15 protein-coding genes and 1 pseudogene are annotated in these 20,939 nt (G+C 38.6%); 9 read left to right on the top strand and 7 right to left on the bottom strand.

Annotated features, from left to right (window positions below; all coding sequences use genetic code 11):
• The 3 genes from ectB to HRJ06_RS19730 all read right to left on the bottom strand — a co-directional run bounded on the left by ectB (nucleotide 1) and on the right by HRJ06_RS19730 (nucleotide 2,420).
• Nucleotides 1-1,281: a diaminobutyrate--2-oxoglutarate transaminase gene (gene ectB / locus HRJ06_RS19740; RefSeq protein WP_174734690.1), complete on the bottom strand. Its 1,281-nt coding sequence runs from the start codon at nucleotides 1,279-1,281 to the stop codon at nucleotides 1-3.
• A gap of 79 nt (nucleotides 1,282-1,360) precedes the next feature.
• Complete coding sequence (ectA, locus tag HRJ06_RS19735) at nucleotides 1,361-1,885, bottom strand: diaminobutyrate acetyltransferase (protein ID WP_242035308.1); 525 nt, start codon at nucleotides 1,883-1,885, stop codon at nucleotides 1,361-1,363.
• A gap of 343 nt (nucleotides 1,886-2,228) precedes the next feature.
• Nucleotides 2,229-2,420, bottom strand: a complete 192-nt coding sequence (locus tag HRJ06_RS19730) for a hypothetical protein (protein WP_174734689.1) — start codon at nucleotides 2,418-2,420, stop codon at nucleotides 2,229-2,231.
• 514 nt (nucleotides 2,421-2,934) lie between these two features.
• Here HRJ06_RS19730 and HRJ06_RS19725 point away from each other — a divergent pair.
• The 3 genes from HRJ06_RS19725 (at nucleotide 2,935) to HRJ06_RS19715 (ending at nucleotide 6,729) form a co-directional block, all read left to right on the top strand.
• Nucleotides 2,935-4,338: a hypothetical protein gene (locus tag HRJ06_RS19725; protein WP_174734688.1), complete on the top strand. Its 1,404-nt coding sequence runs from the start codon at nucleotides 2,935-2,937 to the stop codon at nucleotides 4,336-4,338.
• A gap of 243 nt (nucleotides 4,339-4,581) precedes the next feature.
• Complete coding sequence (locus HRJ06_RS19720; protein ID WP_174734687.1) at nucleotides 4,582-5,751, top strand: MFS transporter; 1,170 nt, start codon at nucleotides 4,582-4,584, stop codon at nucleotides 5,749-5,751.
• 69 nt (nucleotides 5,752-5,820) lie between these two features.
• Complete coding sequence (locus tag HRJ06_RS19715; protein WP_174734686.1) at nucleotides 5,821-6,729, top strand: Gfo/Idh/MocA family protein; 909 nt, start codon at nucleotides 5,821-5,823, stop codon at nucleotides 6,727-6,729.
• Nucleotides 6,730-7,002: 273 nt separating this feature from the next.
• On the opposite strand, the gene HRJ06_RS19710 is transcribed toward HRJ06_RS19715, so the two are convergent.
• Together HRJ06_RS19710 and HRJ06_RS19705 are read right to left on the bottom strand one after the other, a co-directional pair.
• Nucleotides 7,003-7,314 carry a transposase gene (locus tag HRJ06_RS19710; protein ID WP_338421127.1) on the bottom strand — a complete coding sequence of 104 codons (312 nt, stop codon included), beginning with the start codon at nucleotides 7,312-7,314 and terminating at the stop codon, nucleotides 7,003-7,005.
• Between the two features lie 183 nt (nucleotides 7,315-7,497).
• On the bottom strand, nucleotides 7,498-10,581 hold the full coding sequence (locus HRJ06_RS19705; RefSeq protein WP_174734685.1) for an efflux RND transporter permease subunit: 3,084 nt from the start codon (nucleotides 10,579-10,581) through the stop codon (nucleotides 7,498-7,500).
• A 96-nt stretch (nucleotides 10,582-10,677) separates the two neighbouring features.
• Here HRJ06_RS19705 and HRJ06_RS19700 point away from each other — a divergent pair, with 96 nt between their 5' ends.
• The 5 genes from HRJ06_RS19700 (at nucleotide 10,678) to ahpF (ending at nucleotide 16,616) form a co-directional block, all read left to right on the top strand.
• Nucleotides 10,678-11,511: a TetR/AcrR family transcriptional regulator gene (locus HRJ06_RS19700; protein ID WP_174734684.1), complete on the top strand. Its 834-nt coding sequence runs from the start codon at nucleotides 10,678-10,680 to the stop codon at nucleotides 11,509-11,511.
• 247 nt (nucleotides 11,512-11,758) lie between these two features.
• Nucleotides 11,759-12,853 carry a mechanosensitive ion channel family protein gene (locus HRJ06_RS19695; protein WP_174734683.1) on the top strand — a complete coding sequence of 365 codons (1,095 nt, stop codon included), beginning with the start codon at nucleotides 11,759-11,761 and terminating at the stop codon, nucleotides 12,851-12,853.
• 625 nt (nucleotides 12,854-13,478) lie between these two features.
• Nucleotides 13,479-14,327: a hypothetical protein gene (locus tag HRJ06_RS19690; protein WP_174734682.1), complete on the top strand. Its 849-nt coding sequence runs from the start codon at nucleotides 13,479-13,481 to the stop codon at nucleotides 14,325-14,327.
• 180 nt (nucleotides 14,328-14,507) lie between these two features.
• Entirely contained in the window at nucleotides 14,508-15,071 is a 564-nt protein-coding gene (gene ahpC, locus HRJ06_RS19685) for an alkyl hydroperoxide reductase subunit C (protein ID WP_174734681.1), read from the top strand.
• Nucleotides 15,072-15,086: 15 nt separating this feature from the next.
• Entirely contained in the window at nucleotides 15,087-16,616 is a 1,530-nt protein-coding gene (gene ahpF, locus HRJ06_RS19680) for an alkyl hydroperoxide reductase subunit F (protein WP_174734680.1), read from the top strand.
• Between the two features lie 627 nt (nucleotides 16,617-17,243).
• On the opposite strand, the gene HRJ06_RS19675 is transcribed toward ahpF, so the two are convergent.
• Nucleotides 17,244-18,740, bottom strand: a complete 1,497-nt coding sequence (locus HRJ06_RS19675; RefSeq protein ID WP_174734679.1) for a malate:quinone oxidoreductase — start codon at nucleotides 18,738-18,740, stop codon at nucleotides 17,244-17,246.
• A gap of 460 nt (nucleotides 18,741-19,200) precedes the next feature.
• Here HRJ06_RS19675 and HRJ06_RS19670 point away from each other — a divergent pair.
• Nucleotides 19,201-19,538, top strand: a pseudogene (locus HRJ06_RS19670) (SDR family oxidoreductase); the annotation flags it as partial.
• 842 nt (nucleotides 19,539-20,380) lie between these two features.
• Here the strand turns inward: HRJ06_RS19670 and rlmH are convergent.
• Nucleotides 20,381-20,860: a 23S rRNA (pseudouridine(1915)-N(3))-methyltransferase RlmH gene (gene rlmH / locus HRJ06_RS19665; RefSeq protein ID WP_174734677.1), complete on the bottom strand. Its 480-nt coding sequence runs from the start codon at nucleotides 20,858-20,860 to the stop codon at nucleotides 20,381-20,383.
• Between the last annotated feature and the right edge of the window lie 79 nt (nucleotides 20,861-20,939).

Below are 20,939 nucleotides of genomic sequence, written 5' to 3'. Positions count from 1 at the left end.
CTATTTGTTTAAACAAGCTTTAACACTTTCTTCTACAATTGCAAACCCGCGGGATAACTCATCACATTCAATCGTTAAGGCAGGCATAATTTTAAATACCTCACTGTTAGGTCCCGATGTCTCCATAATGACTCCCCGTTTAAAGGCCTGCTGGCAAATTTTATCTGCCAAACCATCAACACCGGAAGCAATCCCTCTCATCAGACCCTTACCGCGAACTTCACCCTCTAACTCCGGATATTCGTTCGCCAGCCTCTCTAAGAAACTTCCAACAAGATTCCCCTTTTCTTCAATATCCTTACTAAACTCATCTGTCTCCCAATAGGAGAGTGCCTCAGCAGCTGTAATAAAAGCAAGATTATTTCCTCGGAAAGTACCGTTATGCTCACCCGGTCCCCAGATATCGTATTCAGGTTTAATCAAAGTTAGAGCCATAGGAAGCCCATAACCACTGATAGATTTTGATAAACAAACGATGTCAGGTTTTATCCCTGATTCTTCAAAGCTAAAGAATGATCCTGTTCTTCCACATCCAGCTTGAACATCATCAACAATCAGCAGAATGTCCCAACGCCGGCATATAGCCTCAATTTGACTAAGCCACTCACTGTTCGCTACATTTAAACCGCCTTCACCCTGTACTGTTTCCAAAATAATAGCAGCCGGAAGAGCAACACCGCTTCCGCTATCTTCAAGAAACCGGTCTAAGTAATCAACTGTATTAACGTCATTTCCTAAATAGCGGTCAAAAGGCATAGCGACGCTGTTTTGCAGCGGGATTCCTGCTCCATGGCGCTTAAAAGAATTCCCTGTTATTGACAAAGCGCCGATCGTCATACCATGAAAGGCGTTAGTAAAACTGATGACCAGTTCCCGCCCTGTTACCTTTCGGGCCAGTTTTAGAGCGCTTTCAACAGTATTCGTACCAGTAGGTCCTGGAAACATTACTTTATAGTCTAAATCCCTAGGCTTAAGAATGACTTTATCAAATCTCTTTAGAAATTCAGCCTTGGCATCCGTACCCATATCAAGACTATGGCTAATACCATCCTCGGCTATATAACTCAGTAATTTTTCCTTCATTACCGGATGATTGTGGCCATAATTTAGTGCTCCTGCTCCTGCAAAAAAATCAATATATTCATTGCCATTTATATCCCACATGATCGATCCTTTTGCTTTGCCAAAAGTAACTGGGAAACTGCGAATATAGCTGCGTACTTCAGATTCATGATCTTCAAAAACACTTAGCTGTGATTTTAATTCTGTTAATCCTTGCATTTGAACACAACCTCTCTGAATATTCAATTTTTTTGAGCTAAAACTAGCCTTGTTGAAGATATAATTGTAGTGATTTTAATTAAAAAGGACCTATTCGATAGGTTTGCTCGGCTTCATGTCCGGATTCCGGAAATAAGTCTTCAGTAAAGCACTCTGAGACTTCACAGGGACATTTTAAATGATTGGCCAAGCCTTTAAAAAGGGATTGAGATGGCAGGTTAGACGGAGAAACTGTGGACTCCATATAGTGAACATTTTCACAAGATTGCCGGCTTAATAACTCTTTTAAAAGCTTTTTTGCTATTCCTTTGCCTCGGTATGATTCATGAACGGCCACCTGCCAAACAAAAATGGTATTAGGCGATTGAGGCTGACGGAAAGCGGACACAAAGCCGATGACTTGATCTTCATCTTCTGCAATGACGCATGTATCTGAAAAAAGTTCACACAGCATAAGGTAAGAATATGCTGAGTTTAAATCCAATGTCTGAGTGCTTTTAACTAGCTCCCATATGTTTGCTCCATCTTCTTTATTGGGTTCACGAAACCCATATGGAGTAGTGAAATCTGACTCTGATGATTTTGTCATTTGAATAATGTTCATTCCTCCTTTTTACCAATTCTAACGATATTTATCATAACCTTTTAAAGGATTAAGCGTCAAAGCGCATATAGAGGGCTTACTGTATATAATTGGGGTTAATCAAGGAACAGAGGAAATCAGCTATAATAATTTTCCATAATACACCTAATTCCTCCTGAATACTCCTATTTGCGAAATATTAGGAAAATTTGCCTTTGTTTGAATTTGCACTATGATCCTTGCTGGCATTATAAATTGCTTAACTATTCACAAGAAAAGCAGCAGGATCTTTGGTACAGACTCCAAATCGTAAATTGGTATGAGATATGAACGAATAGGAAATAGCCTGAAAAATAAAAATGACCTACCCTTTGGGCAAGTCAAGTGCTTGGTATGCTAATTGGTACTTTCCGCCTTCGGCAACTTCTGAATGGTACAAGGCCTTTAGTGCAAAGTTTTTTTCAAGGTCGTGTTCTTTCATTAGCTTTTGTAAACGCGATTGCAGCTCTTTATTGTCACTGATCAGCTGCTTCATTTGCGATTTTATATACTTCATGAGGATTACTCCTTTCCATACAGCAAACATCTCTCAAGTATAGCACTATCTTTTATTTTTAGCGTGTTAAATCCGTTGTAAGTTTATATTAGAAAACAGGAGTCAATTTACGAGACTTCTTGAAAATCCATACGCATTTTCATCGTGCAGTCTTGCTCAAGGTTTCTTCAGTATCTGCAGAAAATAAATTGAGACCCCATAGGCGATGAAGAGAAAGACACGCTCGATGTACGTCCGCAAAGCGATAAATTTTAGCGACTCCTTTATTACATTATTTTAGCCAAGCCACCTTAGCTTTATTACAAATACAGCATTTCTGGCTTCATCAGAGCTTGATTATTTATGTAAGCACCAAGACGTGAGGTTTATGATAGGGTTTTATGAATTTAAGTGATCGCACTGAATTTAGCGAAATACACACCCTTAATCCACCCCTAGTTTCTTAGGGGTGTAGTGAGCTTCCCTCTAACCTATGTTATAGTGGATGTAATATAAGAGAAAGGTGGAAAATAGTATGACTCAATCCCAATTCTTGTTATATAACCATCAAAAGGCGATTCGCTTGCGTCCCGAACGTATGGGTTTTTACATGCAAAGTGAAATAATCGAGGCCTATTCTGAAGATAATGAAGTTTACTATTTATTTTTTTATAAACAGCAATTTCTTACTGCCATGAAGACCAAAAAGCTCCGCAGGCACTCCCACATTGAACATGCTTTTAAAGCGGAAGACTTTGTTCTGGTTGCCCCCCACCCGCTAATAAACGCCCTGCTTTCCAATTCACTTCCTTTAAAGACTCTTGGCTTTAAACAATTATTAAAAAAGCTAGAAGCCCATTACACTCCACATGAACGAGCTCTCATCCTCACCTTCTTTGAATCATTCATCCCAAAAAAGGACTTATTTAAAGAGATCCTTGAGATCTTTTATGAATTCCGAAGAAACGGGCAAATGTTTGCCGGCTATCAAATCTTTCATCTACTAAAGGGTTTTGCTCCAAAGCATAGCTTAGTGCAAAAGCTTGAAAGCGAAATGGCATTCAGAAAATTCGCAGATCAATATAACCAGAATTCAGAAAGCGTCTTAAAGAAAGATCCAATTTATGCTGAGCAAACTTTTTACAAAAAGATAGATAACCCTGAAATACTATCCAAACTTGTAGCTATTCTGGAAAAAGAATCACGTTGGATTGACCTAAGTACTTTATATATTTACAAACTGCTCGAGTCTCCTTCAGCCAGTTATTACAAGCCTCTTTTACAGCTGCTTGAACACCATTTGACCGAAGACGAAACCGTAGAGATATTAGAAAATATAGCTTCCCGCCTAACCAACTTCGAACCATTGAATCATGATCTCTTCGAAAAATATTTTAGTCAGAATAACTTGGAGAGAATTTTGACGATCATGAAGAACTACCCCTTAAAGATTAGCCCTTCCCAGGAAAAAATTATTGAAAGGTTTGTAGCAGATTTGGATTTTGAAACTGATCCATTAAAACCTGAAACGCTGGCAAAGTTAATGTCGCCATTGTTCGATGCTAGCCCCCATACTGCCGGACTGCTTCTTAAAAAGTGTATCTTTTCATTGATCAAAAAGCATGATATCGATTTTGTCACCAAATGGCTGTCTCCCTTGAATGGATATTGCGAAGAACTGGAAGTATATATAAAGGTCAATCAAATTAAAAGCCTAGCCAATGACCTTGATCAGCTCCAGCGTCTAGGTGAACTTTACTATGAATTTAAGCATTTTGACAAGGCCATTGAATGCTTTAGCTGGGAAATGGAGTTTAAGCCAAGCAGTCCTAAGCCTGTTCAATGGCTCTCTAAAATTCACCGTGAAATGGGTATGAACCTTGAATCTGATGCTTACCAGCAGCATTTTGTAAACCTGCAAAAAAGAGTAACAGGCTGACGTTTGAACCATTGTATTGTTCGATAGGCTCACAAATACTGCGCCCGAAAACTATATATTAGGTCTTCTACTTGATTCGATCTAAAAAGCTCCCGAACCGAAACAGGCCGGAGCCTTTTTGGCTTTATTTATGCTTAGACGGCAAAACAGCCTCGCCTAGTGAAACCAGAAAGCACATAATGTGATAAAATAACAACGTTAAATAATACTTAAAATTAATGAATAACTGGAGTGAACATCATTTTGGAATCGAAAAAAGCATTACCTGTTTTATTTGCGGCTATGTTTCTTGTCATGGTCGGTTTCGGGATTATAATTCCAGTACTGCCCTTTTACGTAGAGGAAATTGGCGCTTCTCCTACACAATTAGGGCTGCTAATGGCCGTTTACTCCGTTATGCAGCTTCTATTTGCTCCAATGTGGGGGCGGGTGTCTGACCGAATTGGACGTAAGCCTGTTATTATGGTTGGTATCTTCGGCCTTGCTCTATCCTTCTTCTTAATGGCCCTATCTTCGTCACTTTGGATGCTTTTTGCTGCAAGAGTTATCGGAGGCTTTTTCTCTTCTGCTAACATGCCAACAGTTATGGCGTATGTGGCCGATATTACAACGGATGAAGACAGAGGAAAGGGAATGGGAATCATTGGTGCGGCGATCGGTCTAGGATTTGTTTTCGGGCCTGCAATTGGCGGAGTATTTTCCCAAGCCAGTTTAGCCACTCCTTTTTACATAGCCGGTGCTTCTTCAATTATTACATTTCTGCTTGTAGCGTTTGTGTTAAAGGAATCGTTAACTCCTGAACAACGCAATAATCATTTACGGGAAAGAACCCCACTGCTTAAGGCACTTAAAGGCCCGGTTTCCATCCTGTTTATTCTGCAATGGTTTGTATCTTTGTCACTATCTGGCCTTGAAGCTACATTTGCGTATTTTGCCTATGAAAGAGCTAACTTAGGAACCATAGAACTTGGATATATCTTTATGATTATGGGGTTAGCAGGTGCGCTAGTTCAAGGTGGAATAGTCGGAAGGCTAACGAAAAAATACGGTGAAGGTTTAGTCATCCAAATTGGTATTATCATTTCTGCTTTAGGATTCATCCTTATTTTATTTATCGATAGTTGCTTAACGGCTGCGCTTTATTTGACGGTTTTTGGAATTGGCAATGGCTTTATTCGTCCAGCTGTCTCTGCCCTGCTTACAAAGTCATCATCTGCAGGGTATGGAAGTACAACAGGTCTATTATCCTCTTTTGATTCGCTTGGGCGCGTTATCGGTCCTCCTCTTGGCGGCTGGCTCTTTATGATCTCGACTGGGTTACCTTACATCTCAGGGATCATTTTATCTGTCTTGGCTCTGATTTTATATCAGATTTATAAGGTTAAAATCAAGAATCCCGTTCCAGGCAGATAAAACTAAAAGATAAAAATTGACTATGGAAAATAAACAGACCTTTTAACAAACAATCGCGGGGTGTTAAAAATGAAAATCGGAATTATCGGACTAGGTGATATTGCTAAAAAGGCCTATTTACCTGTTCTTTCTGAAAGAGCAGATATAGAGCTCGTACTTTGTACAAGGAATGCCGAAACCCTGAATATACTATCAAAAAAGTACAGGGTTCAAGAAACGGTTCAGACTGCAGATGAACTTTTAACAAAAAACATTGATGCAGCCATTGTGAGTACTGCTACAGAAGCACATTTTGAAATTGCTGAAAAACTTTTAAAAGGTGGAATAAATGTATACATAGATAAGCCTATTTCTATGAATTTGCATGAAGCCAAAAGAATTGTGAGTCTCTCAAAAGAGATGGGCAAGATAGCAATGGTTGGCTTTAATAGAAGATTTATACCAAGAGTTAAAGAACTTAAGGATCATGGTAATCCTAGCTTGATTCTCATGCAAAAAAACAGGTTTTCATCACCTGACTATGTCAGAAGATTTGTAGTAGAAGATTTTATACATGTTGTTGATACACTTAGATTTTTGCTCGCTTCAGAGGTCAAGGAAGTTAAGACAGAGTTTATTAGAACTGGCGAAATGCTTGATAGTTTGGTCATACAGCTTATTGGTGAAGGGTGTATAGCTATTGGAGTAATGAATCGAAATGGCGGTGTTACGGAAGAGACGATTGAGTATACGGCCGGCCATAATAAATATGTAGTCAACAGCCTTGTGGAGACAACTCACTTTCATAACAAAGAAATAAAGATCTCTAAATTCGGGGATTGGGAACCAACCCTCTATAAACGAGGCTTCTATCAAATGATGGATCACTTTATTGATTGCGTGCAAACTAACAGGACACCTGACCCTTCTATTGATGATTCATTCATTACCCATGAAATTTGTGAAAAGATTGTTAAACATATTGATTTCCAAGGATAATCGTAAGCATCAGCTTTGAAATACAGCTACCTACAAAAAAAATGCCATTCAAGCTTACCAGCTTGCATGGCTCAGATTGTCGACAAAAGGAAGCGAGAAGTTCTTTCACGTTTCCTTTTGTCATTTTTTGTTTAGAATGATAGTGAAATGCTGATTTCCCGCTACAGGCGCTTGCTTTCCGGGGCGTCCGTCGAGCCGCTTCCTTCGCTACGCTCAGTCCAGGGTCTCGCCTGTGACGCTAATCCCCTAGGAGTCAAGCACCCTCCGCTTCAATCAGCTAGTTTTTATTTTGGGAAATGATCTAAAAGCATTTGGAATAGTCTTTATTGTCAACTTCCAAGCACCCTGCCAAGTCCAAGTTGCTAGTTTCTTCAAATTCATGACAGTAAACGTAAGTATCGCCTTCATGGACATTTTTTCAAGGCCTCGTAAGGTTATCCATTGCTTACCATGCCCTTCTTTCGCACCAAAAAAGACACGTTCAATCGTTTCTTTGCGTCTCGATTGGAGCTCAGGGTGGCGATTCCTCGAAAATGCTTTTGTATTTTCTTCGTGCGTGGGCAAATTTGAGGATGCCCAATCAATGTCCTGCTGGAAAAGCGGTTCGGCCCCGCCCGCTGAGAGCGTCCACCCGCAGTGGAAATCTAACCAAACTGCTTTTATTCTTCAATTTAAAATAAAAATGACTATAGGCAAACCGAAAATATTTCGAGTTTGCTCTACAGTCTGATCCCTGCAAGCTTATCAGCTTGCAGGGCTTTTTGTTTATTAGTTTTCTTCTGCTTCTTTCCGATTTTTCTTAAATACCTTAGATAATACTTCATAAACGATTGGAACAACAATTAATGTTAATAATGTTGAACTTGTTAAACCACCGATTACTGTAATGGCCAGGCCTTTTGAGATTAAGCCGCCACCGCCAGAGCCAATTGCTAATGGAATTAAAGCACCGATCGTTGCTAGTGCTGTCATTAGGATTGGACGGAGACGAGTAGCACCTGCTTCTAGTACTGCTTCGCGCATGCTCATACCATCGCGTTCCATATGAATAATACGGTCTACTAGTACGATGGCATTCGTTACAACGATGCCTATTAACATTAATAGACCCATCATGACCGATACTGATATTGTTTCACCACCAATTAATAGACCAACAAATGAACCTATTACCGCAAATGGCAATGAGAATAGAATCGCAAACGGTGCGACACCTTCACGGAAGGTTACAACAAGGATAAAGTATACGATAGCGATTGCTGCAAGCATTGCTAACCCAAGCTGTGTAAATGTTTCGTTCATATCTGCAGCAACACCAGCTACCCCAACAGTAACACCCTTAGGCAGATCTAATTCTTCAATTGCTTCATCAACTTCAGATGTTGCTGTTGAAATATCATCGCCAAGGATTGTTCCTGAAACTGTTGCATAGTATTCACCTTTACTTCTTGAAAGTGTATTTAATGTAGTCCCTTTCTCAACTGTTACTAGCTCAGAAAGTGGCATTGTTGTTCCTAGCGCTGTAGGAACTTGTGTTGCTAAGATGTCGTCAATTGACTCTGGTTGTGTATCTTGTTCTTGCTGAACGATTACTTCTAATGTGTCTCCATCATTTTCAACTGTTGTTAACACTTCTTCAGTGTTTGTTGGACTCAGCATCATAACGATTTGGCCTGTAGTTAATCCATACTGGAGCAATTCATCTTGTTCTACCTTAAAGGTATGCTCAACGTAAGCATCCTCTGCACTTGAAGAAACGTCTTCTAATCCCTCATTTTCACTCATAACACCTTCTACCATTTTAACAGCTTCATTAAGTTTAGTTAAATCCTCACTGTAGAATGTGTAGCTGACTTCATTTGTAGAAGCTGTCATGGATGTGAAGTTCTGGCTTTTCCATTCGCCAGACTGTCCAAGGTTGAATACATACTCTTCAATTTCTTCACGAGCACCTGGGAAGTCTTCCATATCTGGGTCAAAGATTAGGTACATTAACGCACCGTCGCCTCCTCCACCCATCATCGCCGACATAGGATCGCCACTCTCCGTTACGGATAACTGAACGATTTCAATATCATCGCGTTGGAGTAACTCTTCTTCTACCGTCTCGATGTTTTCCAGAGTTTCTTCTGAAAGTTCGCCTGTTCCTGGCGTATATGTTAAGTACATCACTTTTTCTTCTTCGCTTCCCATGAAACTGAAGCCGATTAATGGCGTTAACGCCACACTGCCTGCTAATAAAACAACAGAAATTAGCGAGGTAACAACTTTATGATTTAATGTCCACGCAAGAATCCCTTTATACCAGTTAGATAGTTTACCAGTCTCTTTGTGGCTGCTTTCTGTCTTTTCACTATATAACTTCTTCTTAAATAGAAAGTGAGACAATGCTGGAACAATGGTAATCGCAACAATTAACGATGCAACCAGCGCAAACGTCATTGTTAATGCGAATGGCATGAATAGCTCCCCGACCATGCCGCCAACAAAGATTAGCGGTGCAAATACTGCAACCGTTACTAGTGTAGATGACAGGATTGGTTTGAACATTTCTATTGTTGCTTCACGTACAAGTGCACGCCCTGTTAACTTTTCTTCTCTTAAATGCAGTCGCCGATAAATATTTTCAACTACGACAATTGAATCATCGATTACCCGGCCGATAGCAACAGTAATCGCACCCAGCGTCATTATATTTAGCGTAATTCCCATCCAGTTTAGCAGCAATAAAGCCATAAAGATCGAAACTGGAATAGATACAATTGAGATAATGGTAGATTTAAAATCACGCAGGAACAGCAGGATAATTAATACGGCAATTAACCCGCCAAATAATGCTTTTTCAATCATCGTCGTAACCGATTCTTGAATTGGGGCACCCTGGTCAACTGTTACATCAATTACCAGCCCTTCGATATTTGCCTCTTCTTCTTCAATTAAATCCTTAACATCATTTACAACATCGACCGTGTTTGCTTGTTGTCCTTTGACAATTTGAATGGCAATAGCATCTTCACCGTTTGTTCGTGAAACCGATTGTACTTTACCAACTACTTCAATGGAAGCTATGTCTTCAAGTGCCACAAACGGCGATGGGTTTTCAGCTGTCGGTGTGACAGGGATAAGCATTTCCCTTAATTCATCAGCTGTCATGAATTTGCCGTCAACCGATACAGCCTGCTCCCCTTCTTCAAATTCGTAAAGACCTAGTGAAACAGCCAGGTTGCTCGCTTGGATCGTTTGCTTTATTGTATCTTCTGTTAAACCAAGTTCAGCTAATCGCTCCTCGTCGTAAGTAAGCTCGACTTCTTCAATATGCTGACCTGTAATCGTTGCTGATGCTACTCCATCTATTTTTTCAATCTTAGGAAGGATAATCTCTTCAACAGTGGATGTTGTTTCAACAATATCACCTGTTGAACTGCTTATACTTAGTGCCACAACTGGCATCATATTCATGCTGATTGCTGTAACAACTGGCGCCTGTGCACCTTCGGGTAAGGCCACAGAATCTAAAGCTGATTTTAATGCACGATTCGCTTCATCCATATCTTCACCGTATTCGTATTCCACTTGAATACTTGACATGTTAGAATAAGAACTTGAATAAACAGATTTTACGCCCTCTAGATTTTCAATTGCTTTCTCTAGGGGTTTAGAGACATCCTCCATGACTTTCTCTGGAGTTGCTCCAGGATATACATCCATTACCATTAAGTAAGGAATTGAGATATCCGGTATGGTTTCCATATTCATTCGTGTACCTGAATAAATCCCAGATACCGTGATGATGATTGTCAGCAACCATACTGCTAATTTATTTTTCAGAACAAAATTGACTAGACCTTTCACATGCACACCTGCCCTTGATTGACTTATCAAACTCAATTACTTATAGTAATGACTAACCGGTCATTTGTCAATGATATGACCTAGGAGTGATAAAATATGATTAAAAAACAATTAATTATGGAAAAGGCGTTAGAACTCTTTGCAAAGCAAGGTTTTGAAGCTACATCCGTACAACAAATAACTGAGCATTCCGGTATTTCTAAAGGTGCTTTTTACTTATCCTTCAAGTCAAAAGACGAATTAATTTTGGCGCTGATCGATCATTTTATGATGCAGATCACATCAGATATTGACTATATAGTCACTAGTACAAATAATGAGGAAGAGCTTTTGTATGAATTTTATTTTACGACGTTCAGTTCTTTTCATAAGCATTCTGATTTCGCCAAGCTTTTCGTCAAAGAGCAAACACAATCATTCAATAAGGAATTTATTTTTAAAATGCATTACTATGACAGATTAATGCAGAAAAGTATCCTACTAATGATTGAACGGTTATATGGCGAACAGGTTAGCGATACAAAATACGACTTAATTTATTGTATTAAAGCGTTTATGAGTACCTATTCAGAGTTATTTTTATTCCATAACGTACCCTTAGATTTGGACTTGCTGTCTCAATCACTTGTTGAAAAAACTAATTTATTAGCAAAACAAACAACCATCCCTTTTATTTCAAAAGAACTTATCCAGATTTATAAACAGCCGATCAATGACGAAGTAACAAAGGAGCAGCTGCTTGAAATCATGGAACAGAAAATAGAAGAAATAAACGATTCTATTGAGAAAGAATCGTTAATTTTATTAAAGGAACAAGTACTTAAACCTACTTTTGCCCCAGTGATTGTAAAAGGATTATTAGAAAATATCCGAAATCATTCCCATTGTAAATGGGTTTCCTATTTACTTCGCAGCTTTTATAAGTTTTAATCTCATTTATGAATTAACAAACAGCCATTCTCATGTGGTTGTTTTTTTTAGGGTATAAGCCGCCTTACTCAAATTTAGAGTTAAAATAGTTATCACTTAGCACCTTGTCTAATATGTATTACTATAAGAACTGTAAAGCAGTGTGTTCAAAGTTTTTAAGAGGCTAGTTTGCATTAAACTTAGAGTCAATTTTCGTTTTATAGTATGTTATTATGAAACGATAGTAAGTTAAGAAAGGAGAACACTAATGTCTTGGGAATATATTTCTTCCTATGAAACTCTCAGAGATTTAGGCATCTCCATTGGGATATTTGTCTTATTTCTTTTATTTAGGAAATTATTTACCAAATATGTTTTTCACCTCATCCTAAAAATGAGCAAAAAAACACCCACTGAATTTTTTTCAAGTGTCTGCCTATCATTTGAGCAGCCTATCCGGCTTTTGTTCATAATTATAGGAATATATGTTGCGGCAGGATATTTTCCTTTTATTGAGCAAACAAACCCACTCTTCCTAAAATTGATTAGAGCTTCAGTCATCGTTGTTATTAGCTGGGGTTTATACAACTTGTCTTCAGGATCTTCACTATTATTTATGAAGATAAATGAACGGTTTCACTTCGAGGTTGACCAAATTCTAATTCCTTTCTTTTCTAAGGCAATCCGATTTATTATTATTGCAATTAGCCTAAGTATCATTGCCCAGGAATTTGAATATGATGTTAACGGTTTTGTAGCTGGTCTTGGCCTTGGTGGATTGGCCTTTGCATTAGCAGCAAAGGACGCAATAGGAAACTTATTTGGCGGAGTTATTATTATTACTGAAAAACCATTTTCACTTGGAGATTGGATCATGACTCCCAGTGTAGAGGGGACAGTTGAGGATATAAGCTTTCGAAGCACCAGGGTTCGGACTTTCGCCCAAGCAGTTGTAACCGTGCCAAACGCAACTTTAGCCAACGAATCTATTACAAATTGGAGTAAAATGGGGAAGAGGCAAATTACGTTTCGCTTAGGGGTCAATTACAATACATCGAAAGATAAGTTAGAGAACACTGTCAAACAGATTGAATCTTTATTGAAAAACCATGCCAGTATTCATAAAGACACGATATTCGTGACCTTTGACCAGTATAACAATAGCAGTCTCGATATCTTTTTATATTTCTTCACTAACACAACAGTCTGGGGAGATTACTTAAAAATAAAAGAAGAAATTAACTTTAAGATCATGGAGATTCTCGAAACTGAAGGCGTTTCTGTTGCATTCCCGAGCAGGACATTATATCTTGACACAAAATCAGAGAATAGTGCCAAGGTTGCCATTGAGAGAGGAAGTTAAATAACTTTTAAAAACGCTTGGTGTATTGAATTGAACCTTTTTGCTAGGTGCAATTTAACAAAGGCTTCAATTTAGTGAGAGCCAAGCGTTTCTCTAATTAACCTTTAATTTGAAATAGTATCTCAGATGGAATGGCTTCAATGTCATAAACAGCACATTAAGTGTTATTTCTTGAATATAATACAAACATTATATTTACACCGCTAACTTCCTTCCATTCCTTTATCACAATAATTGGCCAGAACTTATAGTCCTCCACTTAGCTCATCCTAAAGTCCAAACTAATTGGACTCATTGAAACATCCCCTTCCGTATATTAAATGAAATCCCAGGCCACTTCACTTACCATTAAAGCCCTTAATTCTCATCAGCATTAGGATGCTTATCCGCAAATTTTTAATGCCCATTAAACAGTCTTCTAGATAACTTTTAACAAAGTAGACACTATTTAACCCAAATAAACTCAAGTACTTTTACTATAATCGTATTGAAGATAAAAATTTAAATTAGCCTGTAAAACAATACAAAAAATATTAGTTGTATGCAGAAAATAAACTAGCTCAAACTATATAGGAATATTTTTAAGATTATTTTTCTTTCTTACCCTTTAAAGGAGGGGCTTGATGTGGATATTTATCAAGCAATATGGGATGCTGATATGGATGGGAGTGGGATTCAACCAATTTCACCTGCTGATAAAAAGAACATATCAGACGGATATGTTGTAGTTGATATCGACAACTGCAGTCCTGATCATCAAATTCTCAAGGAGGTGTACATACCTGATCGAAAAAGACTCAGCTATCAACTGCTTGAAAAGCTTTTTAATAACTATGCATTAAATCAGAAGGATAAAGAAAATAATAAACCAAGTGAATGCAAAGAAATTGAAGAGTTTTTAAAGATGGCCATACATTCTTTGCCCGTCAAAATGGCAAAAACCTTTATTGAGAAGAATTCCAATAAGGAATTGAACGAATTCCAATGGTATACGTACTTATATGATTTATGGTTTCGGCAATTCAACTGTGAAAGCGGAAGGGATTTATCAGGATTCGAACATGTTTTCCTGGGGGAACAAAAAAGAAAAAGACTTGTAGGCCACCATTATTGGTATAAATATTGGCTTGAAGACAATTTAGACCAAAACAAACATAATAAAGATCAAATTAAAATGTTATGTACCAATTTCAGTGAACCAAGGTCTGCTGAACCGCATGTTGTTACATTAGGTTATCGCCTTAAAGCTTTTGATTATGAGAAAAATCGCTTTATTGATATTTCGAAGAAAAAATGTGCTTTTTTTGTAGGAGTTAGTGCCGAGGGGCTATTGGCATTGGGTACAGTCCGGGCTGCTCTTGATGAGATTGCTTCTGATACTGCTGTAATTAATAATGTGAATTTAAAACTTGAGTTATTCAAGAGCCCTGATGGGAAAAGTATTCGAACCTTTTATCCTATTGCACCCTCTTAGCCTTTTTTCGAGGCAATAGCATCAAAGATTTTAAAAACAGACATGAAAGTTGTTTTTCTTGACAAAAAATTCAACTTCTATATAATAATTAATATCGAATTAGAATTATTATAGATAACTTATTTTTCACTTTATGCTATCTATATTTAATTCTTAAACCATACTTAGGAGGAATATATTATGTCTTTGATTGGAAAAGAAGTACAACCATTCGCAGCAAAAGCTTACTTTAACGGTGATTTTATCGATGTATCTGAAGAAAACTTTAAAGGTAAATGGAGCGTTGTTTGCTTTTACCCAGCAGACTTTACATTTGTATGCCCTACTGAACTAGAGGACTTACAAAACCAATATTCAACATTGAAAGATCTTGGAGTTGAAGTATATTCCGTTTCAACAGATACACATTTTACACATAAAGCTTGGCATGATCATTCACAAGCTATTGGTAAAATTGAATATGTTATGATTGGCGACCCTTCTCAAAAGATTTCCCGTAACTTCGATGTCCTAAACGAAGAAGAAGGTCTTGCTGACCGCGGCACATTTATCATCGATCCAGATGGTATCATCCAAACTGTTGAAATCAATGCTGGCGGCATTGGCCGTGATGCAAGCACTCTTGTTAACAAAATTAAGGCAGCTCAATATGTACGCAATAACCCAGGTGAAGTTTGCCCGGCTAAATGGGAAGAAGGCTCTGAAACACTAAAGCCAAGTCTTGATTTAGTAGGAAAGATTTAAGGAGAGCGATTATAAATGGCACTTGATGCAGAGATTAAGTCACAATTAAACCAGTACCTCCAGCTTCTAGAAGGCGATATTCTGCTTAAAGTAAGTGCTGGTTCTGACGATATATCTAAGGAAATGCTGGCTCTTGTTGAAGAGCTAGCCTCCATGTCATCTAAGATTAGTTTAGAAAAAACGGAGTTAACAAGAACACCGAGCTTTAGTGTGAATCGTGTCGGGGAAGATACTGGAGTCACTTTTGCTGGTATCCCTCTAGGCCACGAATTCACTTCATTGGTGTTAGCTCTTCTTCAAGTTAGTGGACGAGCTCCAAAGATTGATCAAAGCGTTATCGATCAAATTAAAAACATTAATGGTGAATATCACTTTGAAACATACGTAAGCCTTAGCTGTCACAACTGCCCAGACGTCGTACAAGCATTAAACATCATGAGTGTACTTAACCCTGGCATCACGCATACAATGATCGACGGCGCAGCGTTTAAAGACGAAGTGGAAAGCAAGGATGTAAGGTCCGTGCCAGCCGTTTTCCTAAATGGTGAATTCTTTAATGGCGGCCGTGTGTCTATGGAAGAAATCCTAGCTAAATTGGGTAAAGGCCCAAGCGCAGAAGAGTTTGCAAACAAGGATCCATACGACGTACTTGTAGTTGGCGGTGGTCCAGCCGGTGCCAGTGCAGCAATTTATGCTGCCCGTAAAGGCATTCGTACAGGAATTGTTGCTGAACGCTTTGGCGGTCAGGTTTTAGACACGCTGAGCATTGAAAACTTTGTAAGTGTGAAAAATACAGAAGGACCTAAGCTCGCAGCTGCTCTTGAAGAGCATGTAAAAGAATATGACATTGATGTCATGAATTTACAGCGTGCTAAAGGCTTACAAAAGAATGACCTTTTCGAGCTTGAGCTTGAAAACGGAGCTGTTCTAAAGAGTAAAACCGTTATTATTTCAACAGGAGCTCGTTGGCGTAATGTTAATGTTCCTGGTGAACAAGAGTTTAAAAATAAAGGTGTAGCCTATTGCCCACACTGTGACGGTCCATTATTTGAAGGAAAAGACGTAGCGGTTATTGGCGGCGGTAATTCTGGTATTGAGGCAGCGATTGACCTTGCAGGGATTGTTAAGCATGTCACTGTTCTTGAATTCATGCCAGAATTAAAGGCTGATGAGGTTCTGCAAAAGCGCCTATACAGCCTGCCTAATGTAACGGTCTTGAAGAACGTTCAAACAAAGGAAATTACCGGTACAGACAGTGTTAATGGGATTAGCTACATTGATCGTGATACACAAGAAGAAGGTCATGTAGAGTTACAGGGTGTATTTGTTCAAATCGGTCTTGTACCAAATACCGATTGGTTAGACGGTACGGTTGAACGTAATCGCATTGGTGAAATCATTGTCGATAAGCAGGGTTCATCAACCCTTCCTGGAGTATTTGCTGCAGGAGACTGTACAGATAGCTCATATAATCAAATCATTATTTCTATGGGATCAGGAGCAACTGCAGCATTAGGTGCGTTCGATTATCTTATCCGGAACTAATGATTGGACAATGAGTATGGCCGTTATTAGCCATACTTAACTCTTAATAAAGTCGTTATGCTATCTTACCGGTAGTATAGCGGCTTTTTTTGTTTTCTAAAGCTAGGTATGCGCCCAGGCAAGTGCAGCTATAAACCTAGTTGCTCCTCACACTACAACATAAGTCCTCTTTTTTAGATTCAGGCTCCTATCGATTAAGCTAGATTCAGACTCCTTTCCTACCCGATTCGACTAGCAATAAGATTGTTCCAGTCGTTCTCCTAGCTACAACTGTGAACCATAAAAGAAACCTTCGATCTATGAGGATCAAAGGTTCAAGTGTTATTTTTCGCTAATTAAATTGATTGTTAATTTTTATAAATAAACAGGAGATAAAATCGCTAGACTCATCGAAAAATGCCTTCTGCCTAGGGATAAGCTAATCGAGACCTTCATCAGCACGAATGCTGCAGAACAGCGGAGAATGCCCGTGGAACAGCCCGAGAAGCTCCGCTCGACAAACACACGCATTCTTGCAGCAACGTCGTTACCAAGCACTGTGTCCTTTCGAGAGCTATATACGTGAAACAGCTCTGTCGAGATTAAGTTGTTCGACTTTATATATCTTCTCGCATCTATATCCGATAATTAATTATAAACGCGCTCTTTTTTGCTTAGACCAAGCGTTTCAGCTGTTGAAGTGTGAACTTCGCGCAGTAATTTTGGATTTTCCATTAGAGACTTGCCATAAGAAGGAATCATTTCTTTTATCTTCGGTTCCCACTCTTTCATATGCTGCGGGAAACATTTATTAATTACTTCGAGCATGACGTGAACAGCAGTTGAGGCACCTGGAGAAGCACCTAGTAAGGCTGCAATTGAGCCATCAGAGGCGCATATAACTTCTGTACCAAATTGCAGTGTACCCTTGCCAGCGTCTGTATCTTTGATAACTTGAACACGTTGGCCTGCTTCTACTAAATCCCAATCCTCACTTTTAGCGTTCGGGATAAACTCTCGTAACTCTTCCATGCGTTTTTCTTTCGATAACATAACTTGTTCGATCAGGTATTTTGTCAATGGCATGTTTTTTGCACCAGCTGACAACATAGTTACGAGATTATTCGGTTTAACCGAAGTTACAAGATCAAACATTGAACCTGTCTTTAAAAATTTGGGTGAGAAGCCTGCAAACGGCCCAAATAATAACGACTTTTTATTGTCGATAAACCTTGTATCAAGATGCGGAACAGACATTGGAGGAGCTCCAACCTTAGCTTTTCCATATACTTTTGCATGGTGCTGCGCTACAACATCCGGATTATTACAAACCATAAATAATCCGCTTACTGGGAAGCCTCCAATATGCTTTCCTTCGGGAATTCCGGATTTTTGCAGTAAATGCAAACTTCCTCCCCCGCCTCCGATAAAGATGAATTTTGCAGTATGGCGTTCGACGTCACCGCTTTCATTTCTTACTTTTAATTCCCACGAGCCGTCGCTAGTGCGTTTAATGTTATCAACGCAGTGTTTGTATTTGATATCTACATTTTTACTCTTTAAGTGATCAAACAGTATACGGGTTAGTGCACCAAAGTTAACATCTGTACCAGAATCGATTTTTGTTGCTGCTATCGGTTCGTTTGATGGACGATCTTGTATAATAAGCGGAATCCAATCGATCAGTTTCTCAGGGTCGTCTGAAAATTGCATCCCTTGAAACAAAGGATTTTTTGACATCGCTTCAAAACGCTTCTTTAAATACGTTACATTCTCTTCACCCTGTACCATACTCATATGTGGCAACGGCATGATAAAATCCTGTGGATTGCGTATGAGGTTACTGTTTACAAGATAAGACCAAAATTGCATTGAAAGCTGAAACTGTTCATTAATTTTAATAGCCTTACTAATATCTATAGATCCGTCTGGTTTTTCTTCTGTGTAGTTAAGCTCACACAATGCCGCATGCCCTGTTCCAGCGTTATTCCATTCGTTAGAGCTTTCCTCACCTGCATTTTCGAGTTTCTCAAACACTGTAATTTCACAGTCCGGAGCTAATTCTTTAAGTAATGATCCCAAAGTCGCGCTCATGACTCCGGCACCAATTAAGATAACGTCTGTTTTAGTCTCTTTGTTGCTCATTTTTACCACCCTTATATTGTAAAATTTGCAGAAAGATATAGGCGCTCCTGCCTGAGGTGTACAAAAAGCATGGCGCGACCAAGGAACACTTCTTTTCTGTCTAATTAATAATTATAACCATACATATTCTATTATAATTATTAATAGGTTAAAATATCTACTTTTATCTGATAATTTTAAACTTATTAAAGCTGGTAAAAGTGAGAAGTCCGTCCAAAAGGTCAAACTAGTACACGGAAACGAGGGTTTTAATAAGGTTAAGGCCTTTATCTTTATTAATAAACCTCAGAATGTTTATACTTTTAGCTAGCTTTTGGAATTCGCAATTTTTTGACTCTTTTCTTTCTTCGTCTTTCGCATATACCTACTTTATTTTACTATATCAGTGTAATCGATAAATACAGGAACAACTAGCAAAGTGGATTATCTTTTACTTTACCTTTGTTTAAAAGCTCATTTACTTTCAGCAGGCGGCATACGGGGGGACGTGCAGATGCTGCGTATACAGCCTCTAAACACGCTGTAACTGGACTAACAAAAAATACTGCATATATGTATGCTCTATCAGGTATCCGTTGTAACGGTATTGCCCCCGGTGGTGTTGAGACTAACATCGGAGCCTCTATGACAGATGTGTCAGAATTTGGATATGGCCGCCAAATGACTGGCAGCAGTACAATGCCACGAGTAGGTAAGCCAGATGAAATTGCTCAACTTGCTGTTTTCTTAGGTTCTGAGGAGTCAAGTTTCATAAATGGACAAGTAATCGCAGCTGACGCAGGCTGGACTTCATACTAAATAATGATGTTATAATACAAACCCTGAAAACACTTATCAGGGTTTGTTTATAATAAAACTTAATTAGCTCCCTTGGGTTTAAAAAAGAATTCGTGTGCGTGCTTAACTAAGTAACCAGCGGTAGAAAAATAAGAGGAGATTGTTCCGTTAAATGTAAAATCGAGCTCATGTTGGGGTAAATAGGGGGAGTTTTTCCGCCTATATAAAGTAAATTACCTATTTTTACGTTATTCGAGTCAAATAAGGGAAATTTCTCCGTCTATTTAATCCTATCATCAGAGCTATTAACCAATTAAGGGTAATTTTTCCGCCTATTTATCAGATCTAATTGCTTAACCCGATCCCCCCAACCGATAAAAGCGAACTCTCACGGGAATCAGCATCTTTTTTAACGACTAGTTAAGAAATTTACTTGTCTAACCATCTTGCCACTGGTACTCCTAATCAAATCCCATAGCATCCCTTCTCCTATCCATTAGCAGTGCCTGCCTTTTACATGACTCTCAATATACTAAAAATTCATTTAAACAGATGGACTAACTACAGAAACTGAATGAATCATCTCCTTTGTTTATCCGTTTGAACTTTGGAAAGACTTTTTTAAATTAATGAGTGGTAAAAAGAAGTTTAATGTGTCTTAAATTGGAGAAATTCCAAGGCAAACCAAGACTTGATGAGAGTTAATATAGAAGAAGAATTTGAGGGGTTTAATAGTTCTTAGATTTATCTAAATCTATTTTTATTATATCTAGAATGCTGTTGTTCTTATCATTTATATTCCCGTTAAGAAAACTAATTATAATCTGCCTCCCCAACCCTAAGGAGAGGCATTGGACTAAAACTTACTTATGATACGGTTCACCCCTATTGATCCTAAATGCTCTATAAATTTGCTCTACCAGAATGAGCCTCATTAGCTGATGAGGAAAGGTCATTTTAGAAAAGCTGAGCTGCTCGTCTGATCTTCGGAGAATTTCATCACTAAGGCCTAGTGAACCGCCAATCACAAAGGCAATTTTGCTCTTTCCGTATGTAGCTAGTTTATCTAAACCATCTGCCAGTTCTTCTGATGATTTTAATTTTCCATTTATGGCCAGTGCAATCACGTATGTATCAGGGCTGATTTTTGCAAGCAGGCGCTCGCCTTCTTTTTGTTTCACCTGGCCCATTTCAACTTCACTTAGTTCCTCAGGAGCTTTTTCATCTGAAACTTCAATTATATCCACCTTCGCATAGCTGCCCAGCCGTTTTAAATATTCCTCAATACCTTGTTTTAAATATTTTTCTTTTAGTTTTCCTACCGTTACAATTGAGATATTCACAGGCCGTCCCCACTTTACAAACAGTTTACAAACAAGTTATCCACAATAGTTATCCACATATTCACACCGATATCCACAT

The organism is Mesobacillus harenae (assembly GCF_013343715.1).
Classification (GTDB): domain Bacteria; phylum Bacillota; class Bacilli; order Bacillales; family Cytobacillaceae; genus Mesobacillus_A; species Mesobacillus_A harenae.
The sequence above is the reverse complement of the archived record's forward strand: the minus strand, read 5'-3'. Positions and strand labels throughout refer to the sequence as shown.